15 protein-coding genes are annotated in these 19858 nt (G+C 51.3%); 5 read left to right on the forward strand and 10 right to left on the reverse strand.

Translation table 11 applies throughout. The features are described from left to right. Positions 1–50: 50 nt before the first annotated feature. From B0I18_RS19370 to B0I18_RS19380, 3 genes are all read right to left on the reverse strand, one after another. Positions 51–1286: a hypothetical protein gene (locus B0I18_RS19370; protein WP_106524406.1), complete on the reverse strand. Its 1236-nt coding sequence runs from the start codon at positions 1284–1286 to the stop codon at positions 51–53. Next, positions 1267–1797 (reverse strand): RNA polymerase sigma factor, encoded by a 531-nt coding sequence (locus B0I18_RS19375; protein WP_181358536.1) that lies wholly within the window; start codon positions 1795–1797, stop codon positions 1267–1269. Before B0I18_RS19375 ends, B0I18_RS19370 begins: the two co-directional genes overlap by 20 nt. Positions 1798–1978: 181 nt before the next feature. Beyond that, positions 1979–2974 (reverse strand): WD40/YVTN/BNR-like repeat-containing protein, encoded by a 996-nt coding sequence (locus tag B0I18_RS19380; RefSeq protein WP_106524408.1) that lies wholly within the window; start codon positions 2972–2974, stop codon positions 1979–1981. Between the two features lie 137 nt (positions 2975–3111). Here B0I18_RS19380 and B0I18_RS19385 point away from each other — a divergent pair, with 137 nt between their 5' ends. Further along, a complete protein-coding gene (locus tag B0I18_RS19385) occupies positions 3112–4992 on the forward strand; it encodes a DNA polymerase III subunit gamma/tau (protein WP_106524409.1) in 1881 nt (626 codons plus the stop codon). Positions 4993–5246: 254 nt separating this feature from the next. Here B0I18_RS19385 and B0I18_RS19390 read toward each other — a convergent pair whose 3' ends face one another. From B0I18_RS19390 to tsaB, 4 genes are all read right to left on the reverse strand, one after another. Then, a complete protein-coding gene (locus B0I18_RS19390) occupies positions 5247–6317 on the reverse strand; it encodes a winged helix DNA-binding domain-containing protein (RefSeq protein WP_106524410.1) in 1071 nt (356 codons plus the stop codon). Between the two features lie 24 nt (positions 6318–6341). Continuing rightward, the gene (locus B0I18_RS19395) at positions 6342–6845 is read right to left on the reverse strand and encodes a PH domain-containing protein (protein ID WP_106524411.1); all 504 of its coding nucleotides are present in this window, start codon (positions 6843–6845) and stop codon (positions 6342–6344) included. 96 nt (positions 6846–6941) lie between these two features. Continuing rightward, positions 6942–7457, reverse strand: a complete 516-nt coding sequence (locus tag B0I18_RS19400; RefSeq protein ID WP_106524412.1) for an acyl-CoA thioesterase — start codon at positions 7455–7457, stop codon at positions 6942–6944. Between the two features lie 39 nt (positions 7458–7496). Continuing rightward, a complete protein-coding gene (tsaB, locus tag B0I18_RS19405) occupies positions 7497–8153 on the reverse strand; it encodes a tRNA (adenosine(37)-N6)-threonylcarbamoyltransferase complex dimerization subunit type 1 TsaB (protein WP_106524413.1) in 657 nt (218 codons plus the stop codon). A gap of 38 nt (positions 8154–8191) precedes the next feature. On the opposite strand from tsaB, the gene B0I18_RS19410 reads away from it, so the two are divergent. From B0I18_RS19410 to B0I18_RS19420, 3 genes are all read left to right on the forward strand, one after another. Then, on the forward strand, positions 8192–8572 hold the full coding sequence (locus B0I18_RS19410; RefSeq protein ID WP_106524414.1) for a RidA family protein: 381 nt from the start codon (positions 8192–8194) through the stop codon (positions 8570–8572). Positions 8573–8913: 341 nt separating this feature from the next. Further along, positions 8914–9609 (forward strand): ClpP family protease, encoded by a 696-nt coding sequence (locus tag B0I18_RS19415; protein WP_106524415.1) that lies wholly within the window; start codon positions 8914–8916, stop codon positions 9607–9609. Positions 9610–9670: 61 nt separating this feature from the next. Then, entirely contained in the window at positions 9671–10318 is a 648-nt protein-coding gene (locus tag B0I18_RS19420) for a ClpP family protease (protein ID WP_106524509.1), read from the forward strand. A gap of 639 nt (positions 10319–10957) precedes the next feature. Here the strand turns inward: B0I18_RS19420 and B0I18_RS19425 are convergent. From B0I18_RS19425 to B0I18_RS19435, 3 genes are all read right to left on the reverse strand, one after another. After that, positions 10958–12988: a porin family protein gene (locus tag B0I18_RS19425; RefSeq protein WP_106524416.1), complete on the reverse strand. Its 2031-nt coding sequence runs from the start codon at positions 12986–12988 to the stop codon at positions 10958–10960. Positions 12989–12995: 7 nt separating this feature from the next. Continuing rightward, positions 12996–13574: an RNA polymerase sigma factor gene (locus B0I18_RS19430; RefSeq protein ID WP_106524417.1), complete on the reverse strand. Its 579-nt coding sequence runs from the start codon at positions 13572–13574 to the stop codon at positions 12996–12998. Between the two features lie 176 nt (positions 13575–13750). Next, complete coding sequence (locus B0I18_RS19435) at positions 13751–15643, reverse strand: M1 family metallopeptidase (protein WP_106524418.1); 1893 nt, start codon at positions 15641–15643, stop codon at positions 13751–13753. Between the two features lie 396 nt (positions 15644–16039). On the opposite strand from B0I18_RS19435, the gene B0I18_RS19440 reads away from it, so the two are divergent. Then, positions 16040–19726, forward strand: coding sequence for a PKD domain-containing protein (locus tag B0I18_RS19440; protein ID WP_106524419.1), 3687 nt, complete (start codon positions 16040–16042; stop codon positions 19724–19726). Positions 19727–19858: the final 132 nt, after the last annotated feature.

Consider the following 19858-nt stretch of genomic DNA (forward strand, 5'->3'; position numbering starts at 1 on the left):
CGCCCCCCGGTCGGGAGAGCGCCATAAACTTATATTGCGGCCTGTACCGGTTAATTGACTGGGATATTGTATTTAAACTGTACCTGGAAATAACGGCGGTTTACATACTTGTTACCATCGTTCTTCAACAGGTTGCTCAATCCTTCGCGGTACATGAGGCCGGCCTGGATATTGGGCGTAATATTGAATTCGGATTTGGTGGTCAGACCTACGTCGAAGGCGGGGAAGATCTTGGCGTTATCAGCAGCGAGCTGCACTTTTTCCGCACCATCGGTACGGCTCAGCATCTGCTGGAAGTCGCTGCCCACGCTCAGGGCGATATTCCTGTCGATCTGGTAGCCAATAGAGGGGTTTACCTGTACATAATAGAGGTTCTGGATCGGCTCTACCGCAGGCGAAGCCGGTAATTGGGCCGCCGATGGCCGGGCCAGTCCTTTGGCCGTAGCCGCGCCATTGTAGTTAACCACATTGGAGGTGTTGTTATTATACATCATGGCCACGGTACCATCTACGAAAAAGTTACCTGCGATTTTTGTCCTTGCGCTCACGCCTACGGTATAACCGGTGTTGAGGTTACCGTAGTTTACGCCGCCACCCAGCGAGATACTGGTCTTGTTGGCTTTGGCGCCGCTGTTGAACGCCGATCGCGGGTTGTCGAAATTATCGGCATACGTAGGATAAGCCGGTTGCCTGTTTTCGTTCTTAGCGATAACCGGTGCGGCTTTAGGCTCCTTGTGTTCCGCGGGTACGGCAGCGGGCTGCTCCTGCGTTTTGGCGATATGCTCTTCAGCAGGGGCTTGCGGGGGCTGCTCCTGTGGTACAAGGCCTGGTGCCGGCGCAGGATTTGGCTGCGGCGTGTTGGGTACTGCCTGTTGGGGCAATGCCGGTTGTGGTTGCGATGAATTGCCGGTAAGTACCGGTGGCTGGGCTTGTTTGCCAGGCATAACAGGCGTGGTACCGGTTGTGCTTTGCTGTTCCGTTCCCGGAGCTGGTGCCGGCGCCTGTACGCCAGGCTGCCCGGACTGGGCCTTTTCCTGTGCCAGCGACGGGGCTTGCACAGGGGTGTTGTTTTTGTCCACCAGCTTCATATAGAATACAGCAGCCAGCACGAAGGCGGCAGCGGCAGCGATACCCGTTGCAATGGCCCACTTCTTACCCCGGTTTGCGGCGGGGGCAAGCGAAGGCGGCAACAGCTGGGACAAATGTTCCCAGTGCTTCGGGTCGTACTCCAGGTCCTCTTCCCCCAGCTTTTTTAAGAGCAATTCATCAAATTCGTTTTTGCTCATAACACTTAATTTCTGTAAACTGATTTGCTTTTATTTTTTGCTGCAGGTTTTTGCGGGCATTGTTGACATGCCATTGGGAAGTCCCTTCGCTCATATCCAGCAGCGCACCTATTTCTTTATGGGTATATCCTTCAAATACAAAAAGGTTAAACACGGTTCTGCTCATGGGAGGCAGGGTTTGTATAATACCGAGCAGGTCCTTCATGGCAATTTTATCTAATGCATTGTTCTCCACGCTGAATGTTGCGCTTTCTCCTATTTCATTCGGGAAATGCAGCTGCATGGCATTTTTCAGGTATTTACTTTTCAGGTAGTCCAGGCAGGTGTTCACCACGATACGCCGCATCCATCCTTCAAACGATCCTTTGCCGCTGTAGTCGTTAATGTGGTTAAAAATCTTCAGAAAACCGTCCTGCATCAGCTGTTCCGCATCATGCATATCCTTTGCATAACGGGCACAGAGCTTCAGGAATAAACTGTAATATTTTTTATACAGATATTCCTGATGCATACGGTTGTTCCGCCGGCATCCCTCAATTATATCCAGTTCCGTGTATTCCGCCATGTTTTAATACAATCGTACTGCGTATGGTGTTTTTGGTTTATAGGATTAACAAACGGCTGAAAACATTAAATATTATTACGTCCTGTAGGAATAAAGACGAGTTTTTTTGCAAAAAACTGGGGCCGGGTTATTCACGAATGTGGAAAACTACCCCTTCGGTACCCGCGGTCCAGAGACTGCCGTCGGGATGAAAGGCCAGGCAACGCAGGTCGGAGCCCGTAAAGGGTTTAAGCTCCATCCAGTGCAGGCCGCCATCTTCGGTTTTGAGTAAAAGACCTTTGTCGCCTGCTGCATACCCGGTATGGGCATCTTTGAACAGGATGGCCCGCAACCGGTACCGTTTCAGCAGCGGGTCGTCGCCGTTGCGCAGCCGCTGCCAGCTGGCGCCGCCATCCCGGGTACAGATAATGCTGCCGTTATAACCGGCAATCCATACATGTTGCTCATCCAGTACGCATACCGATTTAAAATAATCGCCTCTAGCCTGCTGCAGTATCCAGGTACCGCCCCCATCGCTGGTTTTCAGTACGGCGCCGAACCCGCAGGCATAGCCTACGGCCGGCGAAGCGAAGCCGATAGCCGTAAGTTCGTATTCAAAACTATCGACGCTGAGGATATTGCCGGCGCCGTCGGTGCGGAGTATGCGGCCATTGTTATAAGCATTGCCCGCTACGATAAATCCTTTACCTGTTTCGGAGAAGGTGATATCCTGGAACCATTCCCACCAGCTGGTTTGTACATAACGCCAGGAGGCCATGCCGGCATCGTTTTTGATAAAAATTTTGCCATCGAAACCTACGCCATATATATTACCGTTGTTCGCCGCAAGACCGTAGATCGCTTTTTTGCCGTCGCCGTCCATATGGAACAGCGACCAGGTATTGCCGCCGTCTGTGGTATGCAGGATGTCGGACTGCTCGTAGCGCAGGCCGCCTACGATATAACCTTCGTCCTTACTGGTAAACAGGATTTTATTAAGATCAGCGGTAGAGGGTGTGGTTACCTGCGTTACGCGGGCGGTTTCGATCTGGTCCTTTTTGCAGGAAACGGCAAGCAGGCTCCATAAGCATAAACCTATGGCAGTAAAAAAATATCTTTTTTTATATGAAAATGAATAATGCATGGTATGGAAATCTGAACCCGGTAGCGTTATATTGCAAAGGACGTACCGCCTGTCTTTACAAAACTAATCAATCCTTTTTATTCGGCCCCCGGCTATCCTTTTTTGCTCATATCCTGCAAATTTCAGAACTTGCACCCATGTCGGAACAGTACATTGTGTCAGCCCGTAAATACCGTCCTCAAACATTTGACACCGTTGTTGGGCAACAACATATTACCACCACTTTAAAGAACGCGATACGTACACAGCATCTTGCACATGCCTACCTGTTTTGCGGTCCGAGGGGTGTGGGTAAGACAACCTGTGCCCGTATCCTGGCCCGCACGATCAATTGCGAAAACCCGACACCGGATATGGAAGCCTGCGGCGAATGCAGCACCTGTCTTTCCTTCCAGGACAATACTTCCTTTAATATTTTCGAGCTCGATGCCGCGAGCAACAACTCTGTAGACGATATCCGCTCTCTTACGGAACAGGTGCGTTACGCGCCGCAGCACGGTAAATATAAGATCTATATTATCGATGAGGTGCACATGCTCAGCACCGCGGCATTCAACGCGTTCCTGAAAACGCTGGAAGAACCGCCTTCCTACGCTATTTTTATCCTGGCTACTACCGAGAAGCATAAGATCCTGCCGACGATCCTGTCGCGCTGCCAGATTTTCGACTTTAAAAGGATACAAACGGAAGACATCGTTGGGCACCTGGCTTCGATCTGTACCAAGGAGCAGGTGGTTGCCGAGAATGCAGGCCTGCACATCATCGCACAAAAAAGTGAAGGCTGTATGCGCGATGCGCTGTCGATGATGGACCGGATCGCCGGCTTTACCAACGGGCAGCTGACTTATGCGCAGACTGTTGAGCACCTGAACATACTCGATGCCGATGTATACTTCAAGCTGGGCGATGTATTGCTGAGCAAAGATGTAGGCGGCGCTTTATTACAACTCGATAATGTGTTGCAGCGCGGTTTTGAAGGCGATGTGATCCTGAACGGCTTTGCCGAACACTTCCGTAACCTGCTGCTGAGCAAGGATGGCCGTATGGCCCGCCTGCTGGATGTACCCGAAGATCATAAGCGTATTTATTTCGAAAAAGCGCAGATCATTCCTGCCGATTATATTTTATCCGCACTCAGTTTGTTAAACGATGCGGAAATGGGCTTCCGTACGGCCCTGAATAAGCGGTTGCATATAGAGTTATGCCTTATCCGGTTGTGTTATCTTAACGATATGCTGAGTCCCGCTGCATCTGCTGATGCGGATGCAAAAAAAAAACGGCTTGAACCAGGTAATGGCATAAGCCAGCAGGCGCCACAGCCGGTACCACAACCCGTTGCGCAGCCTGTACCCCAACCGGTTGCTCCTCCTGTTACGCACACCATGGCGCCTCCCGCGCCACAGCCACATCCTGTAATGCAGCCTGCACCTGCGCCGCAGCCTACTGCTCAACCTGCCTATACACCACCGCCGGTACCGAAGCCTGAAGCCGTGGTGGCCGAACCTGCACCGCCCGTTTATAGCGGCAACGTTGCTGCTCCCATACCTGATCTGGCCCGCAAACCCAAGCTGGGCCGCAACTTCCTGCAAGACATCCATACCCAGATCGGGCAGGAGGTAGAAGACCAGGGCGAGCGTATGGTGCTCGATCAGCAGAACGTGGAACAGCTGTTCCAGGATTTTAAATCATATGTGCGCAATGAACTGAACCAGGTACCGGTAGCAGAGCAACTGGGGATGATGTCTATCCATCATATCTCGGAGAACGAGATTAAGGTGGTCTGCGTATCGACGGTAAACCAGATCTATGGCAATAACCAGCGCGAGGTATTCCTGGATTTTGCCAAGAAGAAGACCTTTATCCCCGATCTGCGGGTGATGGTGCAACTGGACCCTACCGCCCGTAAAGAGGTGGTGATCGAAAGGCCCATGAATAAGCTGGAAATTTTTGAAGAGATGGCCAGCAAGAACCCGGCGCTGCGCCAATTGCGCGAAAGCCTGAACCTGCAGGTGGAGTAGGGGGAAATCGGGTAGTGGGTAGTGAGTATTGGGAGGGTGCATGCTTCCTCAGATACGTAACACTCCATTGAAGCCGGCTAACCGATGACATCCTTCGCTGTGCTCAGGATGGCAGGCTCCCTCTTGGTACTTGACGCTTTACACGCTGGTAAAGCCAGCAAATTGATGAGATCCTTCGCTGCGCTCAGGATGACATCTAACATCTAATACCTAACATCTAATACCTAACATCTAACACCTTTATACCCAATACCTCACATGCTCAGGGTCTCGCCCAGGAAGGTAGCGTAAGCTTTGAGGGCAGGTTGCAAGGCCTTGGCGGTAAGCGCATCTTCGGCGCGGAAAAAGTCGGAGCTTACCTGCGTCTTCCCTTTTTGTACCGTCCGTTTCCAGGAGCCTTTTATTTTTCCCTTGCCCGCAATCATCGGTTTAAAGATGCCGTTGGCGGTAATCACCGCACCGCCCAATGCCGGGTCCAGGCTGGCGCTCCGGTCTTTGTAACTCACCATAAACTCGTCGAAAGCAGGCAGCAGGTGCACTTCCTGGCGGGCCGCACTATGCGCGGGTCCGGCAGCCGGCAGCCAATATTCCTGTTCTTTTATCCGGATGCACGCCAGGTGTTCCCGGTTATCTTCCAGCCCTTGCCTGATCTCTTTGAGCGGCAGGTTGCTCCACCAGGCAAAGTCGGCAACGGTAGCGGGTCCGTGGCTGGAGAAGTAGCGCAACGTAAGCCGGGCTACGGCTTCCGGCCTGCTTATTGCAGGGGCGGCCGCTACCCGCTCATCGAGCAGGGCATAGGTATGTTGTTTGCCCCGAACAGGGCCATTGCATACAAGTCCCGAGATTTCGGCGCCAAACATAATATGACTGGAGCGGAACTCATCAGTCCGGATCTTCTGGTTGGCGAGCAGGGTCATCAGTTCCGGGCGGGTAAGGTGTTTGTTGCCGCTCAGCGCCTTTTCGATCAGCCCGAAGCTTTTTTTGAGTAGTGCGGGTGTAAGTTCCAGTTTGTTGTTGAGCGAACGCAGGCTGGTCTCCAGCCGGGGCGCGCTCAGGGCCGTCATCCACCGTATATCCTGTGCCGATACAAAATGCCAGGTTGGGCGTAGGATGTGGGTTCGTATAATATCGCCTTCGGTAACAGCAGCTTCTATAGCGGCTTCCGTATGCCCGGGCAGGCGTATGCCGATGCCCCATTTGGCCATGGTATAGTCCTGGGCCTGCATAGCGCCCAGCCAGCCTACAATATCCTGCGGCCTGTGCAGGCCTTTACCGCCTATATGCTGGTGTTGTAAGCGCAGGCGGGCAATGTCGGTTGTTGCCATAAGTTAACGGGAATAGAAGTCTGTTTAATTGGTGTCGTATTCGCCAACGCCTTTTTCGTTCCTGCGTTTTTCGACCAGGTGGCGCAATTGTTCCCTTACCGAAGCCGCATGTTTAATGGCCGTCAGTTCGAATACCGGGACGCTGCGCTGCGAGGAGATAAGCGAAATATTGCCCAGCGAGAAAGGCCGGTAGTAGATCGGTTCAAAAAGGTGTACATCCTTTACCCGGTACAGTTCTATTTCGAAGGTGGTACGGTTAAAGACGCCCGAGCGCCTGATAATACGCTGGCTGGTGATGGTATAAGTAGCCGAGTTGATGATCAGGAATTTGTAAAATGCATAACCTGCCGCCGCCACGCACACGAGGAACAGGTAACCGCTGAACCGTACGGCGCACCAGGCGCCGGCCACGAGGAAGATGAGGGCGATCAAAAAATGTTTGAGGTTGAGCAGTTGGGAAGACTTGCCTTCCCATACCACGTTTTCGCCGGAACCGGCAATTGCTTGTGTGTAGCCGTTATTACTCATGACAGGGCAGCTTTAAGCGCTTAAGTGCGGAAGATGTTTTTCCAATTACAAATTAAAATAAAAAAAGCAGGACTTGCGTACCTGCTTTTCGAATATTCAGACAAATAAAGCTTTTAGTTCCCCGGCATCTTCCGGTTTCATTTTGCCGGCAAGGATCAGGCGCAGCTGGCGGCGGCGCAGCGCCCCGTTAAAGCGTTCGATCTCTTGTTCGGTTTCGGGTATCACCTCAGGCACAGTATAGGGCCTGCCATTGGCGCCCAGCGACACAAAGGTAAAATAGGCCTCGTTGGACAGGTAACGATGCTGCGCCCTGAGGTCTTCGCCCCATACCTGGAGGTGTACCTCCATAGAGCTGTTAAAGGACCGGGTAACTTTCGATTCGATGGTCAGCAGGTCGCCCAGCTTGATGGGGTTGGAAAAAGAAATATTGTCTACCGAAGCAGTTACGGCTACGGTATTGCAATGTTTTTGGGCAGCTATGCCTGCGGCGATATCCATCCAGTACATCAGCTTGCCACCCATAAGATTACCCAGGGTATTGGTTTCGCCGGGTAAAACCAGCTCGCTCATGGTGGTAAAAGAGTTGGCGGCTGTTTTTGATTTGTTAGACATTATATAGAAAATTGAGAAAATGAAAATGGATACCCAGCCTTATTTTTTGCTTTGCGTGGTAAATGCCGCCTTCAGGTAAAAGGGCTCGCTGTAAGCCAGGTCGTCGAAGCGGCCTGTAGCAAAACGGGCCGTGGCAAAGGCGATCCAGCTGTCCATACCGGCGGCATAATCGGCCGGTATCATAACCCGGGGGCCTGTATACGGTAGGTCGGTATCGCTTAGGAGCAGGGCTTCCTGCCCTTGAAGCAAGGTGTCGAGGTCGGCTTCGAACAGGTGTTGCGGTTCGGTCAATACCGTATGGGCTGCATCGTAACGGGCCACGAAGTATTCGCCCAGCCTGGCTTTCAGAGCCACAACCAGCTGCGAAGCCGTATGTTGGGTATTGAATTCGCGGGCGATCAGTTCCAGTTTGTTAAACAGCATCAGGGGTTTGTCCAGGGCGAAGGCAATGCCTTTTGCCGTGCTGAGGCCCACCCGCAGGCCGGTATAGGATCCGGGGCCGGCGCATACACAAAGCGCATCGAGATCGCGGAGTTGTAAGTTGCATTCCTGCAGCAGGTCTTCGATCAGCAGGTTGATTACCGCTGCCTGCTCCTGCGCCTGGTGGTGCCTGCGCAGGGCCTTAAGCCCGCCGTTTGCAGACAGCGCAATGGTAGCGGTATTGCCCGAAGTATCGATATAAAGTAGGGTCGGCATCTGAAATAATAAGAATGCAAAAGTATTACATTTGCCTCATGGAAAAACAAATCATCAATACAACTGCTGCACCTGCACCTATCGGCCCTTATAACCAGGCGGTTTGCGTGGGTAATCTTTTATTCGTATCCGGGCAGATACCCCTGGACGCCGCTACCGGAACCCTCGTGGAAAGCGGGATACAGGACGAAACTGAAAAGGTGATGGAGAACCTGGCTGCTATCCTGAAGGAAGCGGGCATGGACTTTTCGAATGTAGTAAAGAGCAGTATTTTCCTTACCGATATGAACCAGTTTGCCGCGGTAAACGAAATCTATGGTAAATACTTTACCGAAAATGCACCGGCGCGGGAATGCGTACAGGTCGCCGCCCTGCCCAAGTTTGTACGGGTAGAGATCTCGGTGATTGCCGCCCAATAAAACGTTAAAAAAATAAGGCGGTACAGGCCCCGCCCATACAAACTGTCTGCTGTGGTACGACTGAATAGCATACCGCGGCAGGCATTTTTTGCTTTATGCTGCCAGGGCGCCAAGCCGGGGCAAATGCCCGGTATTATTGCGTAGACAGCATCGTGGACGTCTTGCTGCGTGCCGCGCCTGTACCCCGTCTGCGCCATTTTTTGACAAGGCCATCCGCGGTGGTGTGACGATTTGGCATTATTGGCAAATGGTTTGATATTTGTTGTACTTTCTTCGCAGGCCTTCCGTTTTTTGGATGGAAATGCCTTAAGTTTATCTTTTATTATTCAACCCATATTAAAATGGATCACAACGAATTTCGTAAATACGCAATCAAGCATCAGGGTATCAGCAGCAATACTTTTGATAGCTATGCCAAGCATGTAAGTGCGCAGCCTATGGCGCTTACACCATACATTATAGAGGAACGTCCGATGAATGTGGCTTCTATGGATGTATTCAGCCGCCTGATGATGGATCGTATCATCTTCCTGGGTGAGCCTATCAACGACTATGTCGCAAACATCGTTACGGCACAGCTGTTGTTCCTCGAAAGCACCGACCGTACCCGCGACGTGCAGATGTACATCAACAGCCCCGGCGGTAGCGTGTATGCCGGCCTGGGCGTGTATGATACCATGCAGATCGTTAACCCCGATATCGCAACCATCTGTACCGGTATTGCCGCCAGTATGGCCGCCGTATTGATGTGCGCCGGTACCCATGGCAAACGTACCGCGCTGACCCACAGCCGTATTATGATGCACCAGCCCAGCAGCGGCATCGGCGGACAGGCTACTGATATCGGTATTACCGTAAACGAGATCAAAAGGGTAAAACATAACCTGTACAGCATTATCGCCGAGCATACCGGTCAGCCTATCGAAAAAGTAGAAACCGACAGCGACCGCGACTTCTGGCTGCTGGCCGAAGAAGCCAAGGCTTACGGTATCGTGGACGAAGTGCTGAAAAGCAATCCTAAAAAGGCTAAGAAATAAGTGCATGCCCTGCCCAGGACAGCCGGAATATTCACCTTTATATCAACCTAACAATAATAATATGAATCAATATAATCTTGCCCAGCTGGGCTTGCTGAATAAAAGCGAAGACGAAGATGAAGAGGAAGAAAAACCCGTCATCGACAAGCCATCTCCGATGGGGATGATGGCCAAGAAGTCGGAAGAAATGTTCTTTAAAAACCGTACCGTATATCTCTGGGGACCGGTAGAGGACAAGTCGGCCAAGGACGTGGTTTCCAAACTGCTGTTGCTGGACGCCGATAAGCCCGGTAAAGAAATCAAATTCTACATCAATAGCCCGGGTGGCGTGGTAACCAGCGGTATGGTGATCTATGATGTAATGCGTATGATCAAGTCGCCGGTATCTACCATCTGTATGGGACTGGCTGCCAGTATGGGTTCTATCCTGCTGGCCGGCGGCGAAAAAGGCAAACGTTTTATATTCCCGCACGGTGAGGTCATGATCCACCAACCGAGCCTGGGTGGCTACTTCCAGGGCGTATCTGCCGACCTGGAGATCCATGCTCACCAGATCCAGAAAACCAAAGAGCTGGGCGCCAAGATCCTTTCTGAGGCCTGCGGGCAGCCTTTCGAAAAAGTGCTGAAAGACCTGGAGCGCGACTACTGGATGGATGCCAACGATGCCCTGACTTATGGTATCGTAGATAAAATCGTAGACAAACTGTAACCGGCCTGTTGCCGTAAATAAATTAATGATCAAAAGACCTGCCCCCTTAAGGAGCAGGTCTTTTGTTTTTTTATAATTAGTCCTGGAGCAAGCGGAATTTCCGGGGGTATTAAAAATGTGATCCCGTGAATTTCATTTTTTCTCGCAGCGAGCGCCGTGTCGCTGCGAAAAAAAATGGGGATAGATTAAACGAATTGCTTTGTTGGGCCCAATATGCTTCTTTGTCTTTTTGCCTTACCGGAAGTGTCTGTAAAAAGCGCACTTCTCCGCAATGTATCCTGCTAAGAATGCTGCACATAGCATGACGCGGACATGGACCGCGGCTTTAATCTAATCTTAAATCCTTACAGGCAGCCGTTCATTGCTCCCCGTTACCTCAGGTTAGTGGTTGTTCTGTTTTTTAGAGTTCAAATCTATAAAGTGTCTTTTATAGAAGAAATACAAGGCCCTGATCTGGTCCCTGACTTTTAAGCTTGATCCTTAGCCTCCCCTGAAAACCTGCTGGCAATAGGGACGAAGCTACCTGCTGTGCGAACTCCGAAAAGAATGGAGTAGGGTACACCATCGGGAATAAGGGGAAAGGGAAAGGCCTGCCCCGGTTACAGAGCAGGCCTTTTTTGTATAGGTATATTTATGGTCTTATCTTCTGTCCATGATGTACACCACTTTTTCCTTCCGGCCAAAGTAGTAACCCAGCGAGAGTTGCAGAGAGGGCTGGCGGAACAGTTTGTTGATGCCTTCCGTACCTCCTTTGGCATTATCGAAGAGGATCTGCGTCATACGGGCATCTACCGATAACTTACGGGAGAAGTCGTAGCTCATACCCATGGCATAACCCAATCCAAACCGGGAGCCGAAGTCGTGTACCTCGTCCAGTTGGCCAAACTTGTTCTGGTAAGGGTTTTTATCCTGGTCCACCTGGCTTTCTACAAAGTTGGTATTGGTACTGGTCCTCTTTTCCCAGCTTATCGGGAAAGCATAGGCCAGGTCGAGGCCGCCGAATACTGATACGCGGCCCAGGTTATAACTCATGGTTACCGGCATATGTATGCTGCCATAGCTATTGACCTTGTATGAGGAGGTGTTAACCAGTTCCTTGCCTGAAAAGAGCCATCCGGCGCCATTCTGGGTTTTGCTTACCTCGTAGGATACGGATTGGTCCTGCAGGTTGTAGTTACTGAAATAATGGTTCATGTACTTCAACTCTGCTACCAGAGTCCAGCGTTCGCTGAGGGCGAGCAGGCCCGCTACGCCGATCTGCATACCAAAAGCGCCCGGGTTGCCAAATGAGCCGTTGCCGCCTACCATTACTGCAGCATAGAAGTTGCGGGAGCCGTCGAAGTAACCGGCTACGCCACCTGCCGTATTCTGGATCAGCTTGTTGAAGGAGCTGGGATCTACGCTGCGGCTTGCCACTTTATAGTTGCTGAGCGGTACCAGGTTTACATGTTCGCGGGCTACCGTGCCGGCGCGTAATTTGGCCAGGGGCACCAGTTCTCTCACCGTAATGTTGACATTCAGTTTTTTCAGTTCTGCAATGTCGATTTTGGTCAGCGGTACATAACGTATGTTTTCGATACGGGTTACCGCTACGGTATCCGTAATCAGTTTGGGTGCTGTGTTCCTGGCGGCCTTGCCATGCGGGTATACATAACGTTCTACCAGGTCGATGCGTTTAAAGGTATCGCGTTGCTCTTTGTAGTAGTTGCCGTCGGGCGATTGTACAATTTTCTTGTTGTTCACTATCGCCTTGGTTTTCCAGGTCCATGGCGTGGCACTGTTGTTGGTATTGCCGGCGCTGTTTGTCGTGTTTGTATTATCGCCCGCAGCCGTAGCGCCTTTGTCGCCGGTGGCGGAAGCCAGTGCAGTTGATGTGTTATTGTTATTATTGTTGTTACTGTTGTTACTGTTGTTGGTATTGTTGTCCTGGTGTTTAATCGTTTCCAGCACCTGTTGCTGTTTAACCACGGTGGGTTTAACTGCGGCTATGGTGTTAGCCTGGTTGCCGGAGGCTGGGGTATTGCTGCCGTTGTTGCCTGCAGGCGCACCGGTATGGGACGCAACGGTTTGATGCGTTGGTTTTGCCTGCCGGGTTTTGTTCCGGGAAGCGGTTTGATCGCGGTTATCGGCAACTGCGCCGTTTTTGCGGGCTGCCGTGCCGGCTGTGGCATGCGTGGCCGAAGCTGCGGGGGTACCGCCGGCATGGCTCCTGCCTGTAGCCTGGCTTGCTGCCCCGCCTGTTTGTGTACCCGGACCGGCCTGCTGCTGCCCGCCGTGTGTGGCCTTAGCTTTGCCGGAATGGGTGGCAGGTGTGGTAGCGGCCAGTGTTGTTGCACGGTCGTTTTTGCTATTGCCGGAATACGGGTTATTGCCTCCGGTTGATGTATTAAGTGTACCCGCCGGTTGCGTGGCTTCGGTAAGCACCGCATCGGCTTTTTTGTCGCCGGTTACTTTCCAGTAAGCGGCTCCGCCGCCCAGCAACAGTAACGCAACTGCAGGGATGATATAACGACGAACAGACCTTCCTCCTGACACTACTCCTCCTACAGGCATTTCTGCATCCAAAAGGCCCTTCATGTTCAACCATGCGCCGGAGCCTTCGCGCTCCTCGCCGTTGCGTAAGTTCTTAAATACATCGTCAATATGGATGAAATCTTTGTTGGGATCCATACCGTATTTATTTTTTTAAATGTAAATTTTGTTGTTCCACTTTTTCTTTTAGCATTCTCCTCGCTTCAGACACATGCCATTTGGATGTGCCTTCGCTGATTCCCAAGGTCTTGGCGATATGCTTATGGGGCATATCGTCAAGCACAAACATGTTGAATACCACACGCGTTGCCTCGGGTAATTCCTGTATCAGTTTCAGTAAATCGTTGTAATAAAGCTGATTAGCATGATCCTTGTGCACAAACTCATCTTTCTCCGCCAGTACGATGCTTTGTTTATACTTGATATTGGAAGATGCATAATCGGCGATGGCATGGAAAATGATCCTGCGCAGCCAGCCTTCGAACGAACCCTTAAAGGAGAAGGTGCTCATTTTCTGGAAGGCGCGTAGAAAGCCATTGTTGAGTATCTCCTCCGCATTCACCTGCTCGGGAAAATACCGTTTAACCATACTCATCATCCGGGGGTAGAAAAGGTGATATATCTTCGCCTGGGCGCTTCGCTCGTTGCGAATGCACCCTTCTATAAGCTCCTGAAGTTCATCAGTTTTTACTGAGACGTTGTTATATGCCAATGCTACGGACAATATTTTTTGCAGGTTTTTTATTTCGTCCTTGCCGTTAAAGACGGTCCTCTTAACACAAAGGTTGGGCTATGAAGATAAGAAAACCATACATTTCCCGCACTTATTTTTTGCGGGATATACAGGCAAAAGCCCCCGCTGGACAACAACGGAGGCTTTTCTATTACAGTCGGATATGTTTATTTATCCTTCAGGATCTCGTCGATCGTTTTTTGGGCCAGGGGGTGGTAGTTGGGCCTTGCTTTCTGGTAAATCTCCTTAGCCATAACAATGCCTTCCGGTGTGGCGATCATCGCCTTGTACAGGGGCTCCAGGAATTTCTGCCTGCCGGTTACATATAGGAACGATTTCATGGCAGGGTAGGCTGCGGCATACTTGGCGCGGATCGCCAGCAGGAACCACAGGTCGGCAATCTCGCTGTTGCCGGTTTGTGTAAAATGGAAAGTCTTATCGAGGTCCGCCATCTTTTCGGCGCTCAGGTCTTTGGGCAACAGGCGCAGGAAATGCATCCACTCATAGGTGCTCCAACCCTTGGTTTGCAACTGGGCCGCAGCGGTGCCGTTTAAGAAGGCCTGGTTTTGGGCTTCGGCTTTTTTAAATCGCACCTGGTCGGCATGCGGGTAATCGGCCGGGATGCCGGGTGCATATACCCAGGCATCGATATTGATCTTTTTCTGCCATTCAGAGTTCTGCTTCAGCAGGTTGTCGTAAAGGTATACGAGGAAATCCTCGGTATTGATCGTTTTAAAGGCATGGCTGTCGAAATAGCCCCGGAGAAATTTATCCATGTTCTCGCGGCCTACGGTCCTTTCGATCAGGTACAGGAAGGCAGCGCCTTTTTCGTAGGCTACATCAGTAAGCCCTACGTCCGGGTCCCTGCCTTTGAGGTCCAGTTTCAGCCAGGTATCCTTGCTGTCTTTGCCCAGGTCGTTTACGGTAGCGGCCAGGTCCTGGTAGCCCAGTTCCCAGAGCATATCGGCATAGTCCTTATCATAAGTGGCTTCCGTAATGCGGCGTTCGAAATAAACGGTAAATCCTTCGTTCAGCCAGAAGTCGTTCCAGGTGGCATTGGTAACCAGGTTGCCGCTCCAGTTGTGCGCCAACTCGTGGGCGATCAGGTTTACCAGCGATTTGTCGCCTGCCAGTATCGTAGGCGTACTGAAGGTCAGTTTCGGGTTTTCCATACCTCCGATCGGGAAACCGGAAGGCAGGATCAGCACATCATAACGACCCCAGCGGTAAGGACCATACAGGTTCTCCGCAGTATGGACCATAGTGCCCATATCCTCCAGTTCTTTGCGGGCCTTGCCTAAAATGGAGGGCTCGGCATATACGCCGGTGCGTTCGTCTACCGGCTGGAAGGCGATATCACCTACTGCCAGCGCCATCAGGTAAGCCGGTACCGGTTTGTCCATTTTGAAGGTATAGGTACCGTCTGCCGATTTCTTTTGCGGGTTTTCTGCGCTCATAAGCGCCAGCAGTCCTTTGGGTACATGCACGGTAGCATCGTAGGTATAGCGGATGCCCGGGCCGTCCTGGCAGGGTATCCAGCTGCGGGCATAGATCGATTCGCTTTGGGTATAGAGGAACGGTGTTTTCTTGCCAAAGGTTTGTGCAGGCTCCAGCCATTGGAGCGCTACGGGGTTGGCCCCGGTCTGGTAGTAAATGGTAAGTGCTTTATTGCCCAGTTTCAGGGGTATACGCAGCGCGCTGCCCAATATGGGATCTGCCTTTGCCAGGTTGAAATCCGCCTTGCTGCCATCGTCGAGTATTACGCTGTCTATGGTCAGGTCCTGCGTATCGAATACAATGTCGCCTGCCTTTTGTGCATTATTAAAATCCCAGTGTGCCGATCCGCTTATTTTCTTCTTGTCGAAGTCTACACGGATATTCAGGTTGAGGTGGGTAACCCGTACGCTGTCGGCATTGGACAGGGTATGGTAATCTTTGCCCTTTTCGTCAGTTTTTTTTGTTTCCGAGGCCTGGCCGGCGCCGTTCTTTTCATTACCGGACTGGCAGGCTGTTAAGCTCAGCAGACCGGCAAGCGGATAAAGGAGTACGTTTTTGTTCATGAATTTTGTGTTTTCAGCCGCTTGTATCGGGACTTTTGCAAATATAAATTTATGCAGGGAGTTTGGCTTATTTTTTTGTGCCTTGTCTGCCCTGGTTGCTACACGGATAAGGCGGGGCTCAAACCTTTTTCTTCTTCTTGCCGTCTTTGTTGCTGAAGCCTTGCCTGGTTATAATAAATTAATATTAAACAATTTGTGTTTTACCCTGATGGATAGCTAAATGTGTTTTCTTTAATTAATTATTTGTTGTTGATTTGTTTGTGCAGGCATAAATTATTACTGCCCGTCCTTCTTTTTGTATACGGTTTTATTAAGTTTAAGCAAGCTAACCACTTTATGTACAGGGGGATAGTGCCGAAAACCCTTTTTTAGAGTAGGCAAAACGAAAACCAAGATATGAAACCAACCTTATCCCGTGTCAACAACCCGGCGTTGCCCAAGGTATGCCTGTTACTCTTTGCCCTGCTTACGGGCGTTGCCCTTGCCCGGGGCCAGTCGGTTATCAGTACGGCCTCTTCGCTGAGTAACAATGAGACCGTTGCGACTGTTACCCTCAATTTTCAGAACACCAATGCATTCCCCGTTGTGATTACCGATATCTCGGGTGTACTAACGGACTACGGTAGCCAGACCGTATCGCTATGGTATAAGAACTCGGCGGTAAACGGTGTGCCGGGTCCGATTGATGCAACCAATGGCTGGACCTTGAATGGCAGCACCAGTGTTAATAGTTACGGCAACAGTACCACTACGGCCACCCAGCCTTTTTTCCAGGGCATCAGCCTTACGGTGCCGGGTAATACGACCTACGGACTGGCTATCCTGGGCATGTCCTCGGTGGGCACTTTGCGCGTAGGGGTACTTACTGCGCCCATTACGGTCTCGGCGGATGGTTGCAGTATTCATACCGGGCCTGCTATAGGTTTTGGCGGTGCATCGGCGCCTCCGGCTGCCCCTGCTATTGCTTCCCGCGGTTGGATCGGCAGTATTAAATTTATGCCGGCCGCATCCTGTACGGGTAGTCCCGTTGCCGCAGTGGTTACGGGCCTGGGCAGTATTTGCTCCGGCACTGCCTTTACCTTATCTGCCAGCGGGTATACAACAGCCGCAGGCGTTACGCACCAATGGCAGTATTATAACGTTGCCGCTGCCCTCTGGAGCGATATCGCCGGCGCCACAGGGCCGGAGCTTGTTGTTGCTTCCGGGATCACGGCGGCTACACAATACCGTATGGTGTCGACCTGTGTTGCTTCTGGTCTGCAGGGCATTTCCAATGCTTTTACTATGGGGATCGGCGCAGGCCTGGCTGCCGGTACTTATACCATCAACAAAAATCAACCTGCTTCGGCAACCAATTTTGTTTCTTTTGCTGCTGCCACTGCTGCTTTGGGCTGTGGTATAACGGGGCCTGTAGTGCTCGACGTGACGCCGGGATCGGGGCCATATACAGAGATGCTGCGCGTTGGGAACATACCGGGAGCCAGCGCCGTCAACACCGTTAAGATAAACGGCAATGGTAACCGGGTACAGTACTATAACGTGTATGACATGGAAAATCTGCAACTGCTGAGGCTTACCGGTGCGAAATACGTGAAAATAGATAGCCTCACGTTCAAAACCCTGTCCCCATTGGAAGGTTGCGGGGCCTTGTTCACCGGTGGCTGCGCCTACGACAGTCTTACCCGTTGTTTTTTTGATATGACTTCGATCACCGGAAATACCGGTCCGACCGGTTTAACCAATTCAAACGGTATTATGTTTTCGTCCTCACCTATAATGGCTGGTGCTATAGGCGAAAATGGCCGGAATTGTTATATTGGTTATAACCATGTTAAAGGCCCGGCTGTAAACGGAGGTCCCTTTTATGGCATCAGCTTAGGATACAGTGTGAGCGACAGCAATAACGTAATTGCGCATAACGAGGTGGAAAACTTTGCCTATTTAGGTATCCATGCAAATAGTTCCCGTAATGTGAAGATCCTGTACAATAATATTCACCGGAGTACAAAAGTTACTGATAACTATTTTTACGGCATCAATACCGGCTTTTATTCTAATTACCTAAACTATAATATGCCTTCCCGGGTTGAGGTTATCGGTAACCGTATCCATAATCCATCGGCCGGTAATACGTTTAGCGGAACATTCTATGGCATCGGGACAGGTAACGGGACCTGGTGGAGTGACACGCTACATAATGATACCATAATTATCGCCAATAACGCGATCTATAATATTGCGTCCGAATCTGCGGCACAATGTTGGGGCATCTTTTTGGGTAACGGGAATTCAACCAGCCACTATATCTATCATAATACGGTTGCTATTAGCGGTAGTGCCGGCAATACCGGCATCAGACGGGGTATATGGTTGAATAATTATTCCCCGTTGGGTAATGATACCAATACGGTTCAGCTTAAAAACAACCTGGTAACCGTTACCGGCGGTACACCGGGAACAACGTATGGTTTTCTCTACAACTATTTTAACGGGGCTGTAAGCTGGAACGTTAATGCGCAACGCAATAACTTCTATGTGGGCGCCCCCGCGGCGGGGCAGTTCTATGGTGGCCGGCAGAGTGTCGATTATCCAACAATGGCCGCTTACCAGGCGGCGTTCCCTACCCAGGAAGTAGGGTCGTTGAGCGTAGATCCGCAATATCTTGCCCCGGCTGCCGGCGACCTGACACCCCAAAACATAAGCCTGCAGGGCAATGGGGTCAATCTCCTGTCTGTAGTACCTTTGGATATTAATGGCAGGGCGCGTTCTGCTACGCCTACACCCGGCGCTTTCGAGTTCTCGACCGATGCCGGGGTTACCGCCTTGAATGCGCCAGTGGGCCCGTTCTGCAGCAGCCTCAAGCAGGTTAAGGTAACGATCGCTAACCTGGGGCTTAATGTAATCAATACCGTGCAGGTTAACTGGTCGCTGAATGGCATACTGCAAACACCAGTATCCTACAGCGGTACGCTGGCAGTAGCAGGCAACCCCGGCAGTACGGCCGTCGTTACCCTGGGCAACGGTTTGTTCCTGCCCAACAGCATCACCGAGCTTAAGGCCTGGACCAGTATGCCCAATGGTTTTCCCGACGGGATCAACGATAACGATACGCTGGTAACCCTGCTACAGCCATCCAGCAGCCTGTCGGTAAATCTCGGTCCCGATGCGGCTATCTGCACCGGTACTACCTACCAGCTTAATGCGGGTTTTGCCGGCGCCACCTATCTCTGGGATAATGGCGCTGTTACACAGACCCGCAATGTGGCAACGGCGGGCGCCTATTATGTAAAAGTTACCGGGGCCAATGGTTGTATCGGTATGGATACCTTCCAACTGAGCCTGCGGCCCCTGCCCCTGGTCGACCTGGGCCCCGACCAGGCCATCTGCTACGGTACCACCACTACGCTCGACCCCGGTAATATAGGCCTGGCCTACCTCTGGGATGATGGCTCCACGAACCAGTCCCGTACCGTGGATACTTCAGGCATTTATACCGTGGATGTAACTGATGTTTTCGGTTGCGTGGGTACCGACGATGTGACGGTGGTGCTGAAAGATATACCACGGGTAGACGGGATCAATGCTGTTTACGGCGATACGGCTACCTACACCTTTAACCCGATCAATCCTTTATTTGTCCTGAATTATACCTGGAATTTCGGCGATGGTTCGCCGCTTAAAACCGGGGCCGTGGTACAACACCGCTACGCCGTAAACGGCATCTATACCGTAGACCTTATGGTGGAAGGGGAATGTACCGGTTTGATCCGCCACCAGTCCCGGACCGTAGATGTGTTTGATGCCGGTGGCGGCACCGGGCTGGCGGTGCTCGACGATCCCGGCGGCATCCTGGTCTATCCGAACCCGGCCAGGGGCTGGCTGACGGTGACGGTGAAAGGCGGGCTAAAGATCCGGTCGGTGACGGCGATGAATATGCTCGGGCAAAAAGTATACCAACAGGAAGCGGATAAGAGGAGCAGCCTGGTACTGCCCACTTCGGGACTTGCCGCCGGTATATACACCTTGAAAATAGAAACCGATCAAGGCATACGCAGCCGTAAATTCGAGGTAAGATATCCTTAACCTGCACACTGAAAACAGGAGGTCCGGAGCCGGACCTCCTGTTTTTTTATGAGACATAAGAAATGTAAAACGTATATGTTAATAAATTGTAAATTTGCATATGTTAATGCCCCCAATCCCTAACCCGCCTAC

It is taken from the genome of Taibaiella chishuiensis (assembly GCF_003014535.1).
Classification (GTDB): domain Bacteria; phylum Bacteroidota; class Bacteroidia; order Chitinophagales; family Chitinophagaceae; genus Taibaiella; species Taibaiella chishuiensis.